The organism is Candidatus Synechococcus spongiarum SH4, from assembly GCF_000586015.1.
Lineage (GTDB): Bacteria > Cyanobacteriota > Cyanobacteriia > PCC-6307 > Cyanobiaceae > Synechococcus_B > Synechococcus_B spongiarum_F.
In genome coordinates, this window is record NZ_JENA01000196.1 from 1 (window position 1) to 3,029 (window position 3,029).

Annotated in this window: 5 protein-coding genes; 4 read left to right on the forward strand and 1 reads right to left on the reverse strand. The window is 60.7% G+C overall.

Going from position 1 to position 3,029, the window contains the following annotated elements; genetic code table 11:
* On the reverse strand, positions 1-235 hold a 235-nt coding region (locus BG35_RS12215; protein WP_152535243.1), incomplete at its 3' end, for an ATP-binding cassette domain-containing protein.
* Positions 236-340: 105 nt separating this feature from the next.
* On the opposite strand from BG35_RS12215, the gene BG35_RS0108240 reads away from it, so the two are divergent.
* From BG35_RS0108240 to BG35_RS0108255, 4 genes are all read left to right on the forward strand, one after another.
* A complete protein-coding gene (locus BG35_RS0108240) occupies positions 341-796 on the forward strand; it encodes a DUF3531 family protein (RefSeq protein WP_025782449.1) in 456 nt (151 codons plus the stop codon).
* A 264-nt stretch (positions 797-1,060) separates the two neighbouring features.
* Positions 1,061-1,783 carry a DNA methyltransferase gene (locus BG35_RS11030; protein WP_025782450.1) on the forward strand — a complete coding sequence of 241 codons (723 nt, stop codon included), beginning with the start codon at positions 1,061-1,063 and terminating at the stop codon, positions 1,781-1,783.
* Between the two features lie 75 nt (positions 1,784-1,858).
* On the forward strand, positions 1,859-2,137 hold the full coding sequence (locus BG35_RS14195; protein ID WP_071994826.1) for an HNH endonuclease: 279 nt from the start codon (positions 1,859-1,861) through the stop codon (positions 2,135-2,137).
* Between the two features lie 172 nt (positions 2,138-2,309).
* A partial coding sequence (locus BG35_RS0108255; RefSeq protein ID WP_025782452.1) for a sigma-70 family RNA polymerase sigma factor occupies positions 2,310-3,029 on the forward strand: 720 nt, incomplete at its 3' end.

The following is a 3,029-nucleotide window of genomic DNA, read 5'->3' on the forward strand; positions in this document are numbered from 1 at the left end:
GGGTGAGCCCGAGGAAATGCCGTTCGGGAAATTGAAACACCAAGCCACAACGCCGATGCCGCTGTTGTTGCCCCATGGGCTTGCCCTGCCAGCAGATGCGCCCCCGGCTGGGGCGGATCAGCCCCGCCACCAATTCCAGCAAGGTGCTCTTCCCTGCGCCGCTGGCGCCCGCCACCACGGCCGTTTCCCCCGGATTCACCGCCATGGACACCTGCTGCAGCAGGGGACGGGGCACGGTTGCCGGATGGTAGGATACCTGTTCCAGACTGAGCACAGTTCAACGGCCCTGCTGAACAGCCAACCATCATGGCCCAGGATGGCGTCCCTTGGCCACAGTTCCATGGATGTGCGTTTCCGTGAATTCGATCCCTTTAACTGCTGGATCTGGGTCCGGCTGGCGGAGCCGCTCACCGAGGCGGAAAGACCTTATCTGGCCGAGATATTCGACAGTTGGTATTACCTGGGCAAGCTGGGGGGATTCAATGGGGAGAACCTGCAAGTCCATGGGGAGGGGGCCGACATCAGTTGGATGCACTACGCCCAGGAACAGGCCGAGGCCAGTCTGGCGGCAGTGATGCACAACATGGGCGACCTGGAAACCCAGGAGGCGTGGTGTCGCATCTGGGTAGACCTGGGCACCAGCGACGCCCTGGCGCTGGACGTGCTGATCAATGCCCTGAGAACTCTGGATCAGGACGTGGTGCGGGTGGAAGAAGTGGTGATCGGCGGCATCAACAGCGACTGGCCTGTGGATGAGCATCCTGAAAGCTTCGTCCCCAATGACGGCCGGCCGTGACCCCGTCGGCGACAGCCCCTCCCCCTCCCTGTGGACAGACTGGATCCAGCCGGCGCCCTGTTCACCGTTGTAAAGAGTTCAAGACGGAGGTCAAAGGGGACATTGTCCAATTCAGAGCGGATAACAGGGTGTTGAACGACAAGCTGGATCGGTTGTTGGAGAGCCTTGCGGCGGCCGGATCCCGAGATGGACAAGACAGGCCGTCTTCACGGTCAACCGCAAGCAAAGCCGCCGGAGCCGCCTTCAAGGATGCCTGGAACCTGGATGCGGGGGCGTGTGCGACCACGGGGAACTGGCGGATCGGAACCTGCCGCCTACGCCGTCATTGACGCCGCCCGGCAAGCCCAGAGCAAAGGGATGCAGTGCTACCTGATTTTCATGGCGGTGCGGCTGCTGGAGATGCAGCGCATCTTGAAACCCACGGGCTCCCTCTACCTCCATTGTGACGACGCGGCAGGCGCTTACCTGAAACTGCTGATGGATGCGGTTTCTGGAAGAAAGCAATGCCGAGGCAGGGTTATTTGGAAGCGTCAGTCCGGCAATAACGCTAAAAAGGGATACGGCAGAATTGATGGCCGCCGCTACAAAGGAGATGACTTGACATCTCCCAACGGGAGCCCATCCAGGTGGTTCACCTGGCGCGGGGCAACGTCCAAAGGGTCCAGGGGTTGGTCTTACTCCTTGGAAAGATTGGAAGAGTTGTGGGCCGCTGGCTTGATCCACACCAGGAAGGACGGCGTCCCTTCCTTGCGGGGGCACAAAAAGTATCTGGATGAACATCCTGGGTCGAAAGTCCAGAACATCTGGACCGGTGTTTTTCCCGTTGGCAACACGGCTCGGCAAAGAACCCACTACCCCACCCAAAAGCCCCTGGCCCTGCTGGATCCCAGCATCAAGGCCAGTTCCAACCCCGGCGACATGGCGCTGGACCCCTTCTGCGGCTGCGCTGCTGCCCTGGCGGCGGCGGACAGGCTGGGGCGGCATTGACCTTTCGCCACTGGCCATCAAGCTGGTGAACGACCGCATTGTGAAGACCGGGAGCTATGGGGCGGCCCCACCACTTTGGACGTCCCACCCCAGCGCACCGACCTGGAGCATCCGCCCAACTATCGCACCCACAGACACCGGCTCGATGGCCAGCAGGAAGGCATCTGTGCAGGCTGTGACACCCATTTCCCCGTCCGGGTGATGGAGGTGGATCATATGCTGCCCCGCAGCCGCGGCGGCACGGACCACCCGGACAACCTGCAACTGCTGTGTTCCGGCTGTAACCGCAGCAAGGGGGCAGGACCATGGCCGAGTGGTTGGCGCGGGCCTTTCATAAGGCGGTCAATGGGCTGAGCGTTGGGCGGTTGGGAGCAAACCCGATGCTCCGTGGGGAGTTTGCATGAAGAATAGTCACGTAGAATTGCGAACCTGTAGAATTGTGAATAAAAGTATTGAATATGGATTCCTGAATGTATAGAACCTCCGGCTTGTGACATCCTGATCCATAAGCAAGTGCGGAGGCGGCATGAAGCTGGATTGTTTTGGCTGGATGCTGGACGGAATTGGCCGCTCCAAGCTGTTGGCCCCGGATCAGGAGGTGAGCCTGGGGCGGGCTGTGCGGGCCTGGATGGATTACCCCGGTGGACCCGAGAAGGCCCCTGCCGGGGTGTCAAAGGCAGGCCGTCATGCACGGGGAGAAATGATTCGCTCCAATCTTCGCCTGGTGGTTCACCTGGCCAAGAAATACCGAACCCGAGGTCTGCCGCTTGAAGACCTGGTCCAGGAGGGCAGCTTCGGCCTGCAGCGGGCTGCGGAAAAGTTTGATCCCGCCACCGGATATCGCTTCAGCACCTATGCCTACTGGTGGATCAAACAATCACTGCAACGGGCTGTGAGCCAGCAGGTATCCAATATCCGCCTGCCGTTCCATGTGGCGGATCGCCTGGCGCGCCTCACAGCCTGCACCCAGCGCCTCACTCAGCAGCTTGGCCGCACCCCCAACCTGGAAGAGGCGGCCAGCGCCATGAACGAGACCAAGGAGCAGATTCGCCAGTTGGAGCAGACGGCCCGGTTGTTGAGTGGAGCGAGTCTGGATGCCCAGATCAGGAACGAGGATGATAGCAGTTCCCTGGGCGAGTTGATCGAAGACGAGCGTACTCAACCCATGGATGCCTTGGAGCAGGTTGATGTTTTGACGCAACTGGAGAAGCTTATGGATACTGCCAGGCTCAGCGAACGGGAGCGA

What these genes read in the sequence shown, in the direction of transcription:
- BG35_RS0108240 (WP_025782449.1), top strand. Translation starts at nt 341, where the DNA reads ATGGATGTGCGTTTCCGTGAATTCGATCCCTTTAACTGCTGGATCTGG.
- BG35_RS11030 (WP_025782450.1), top strand. Translation starts at nt 1,061, where the DNA reads ATGCGGGGGCGTGTGCGACCACGGGGAACTGGCGGATCGGAACCTGCC.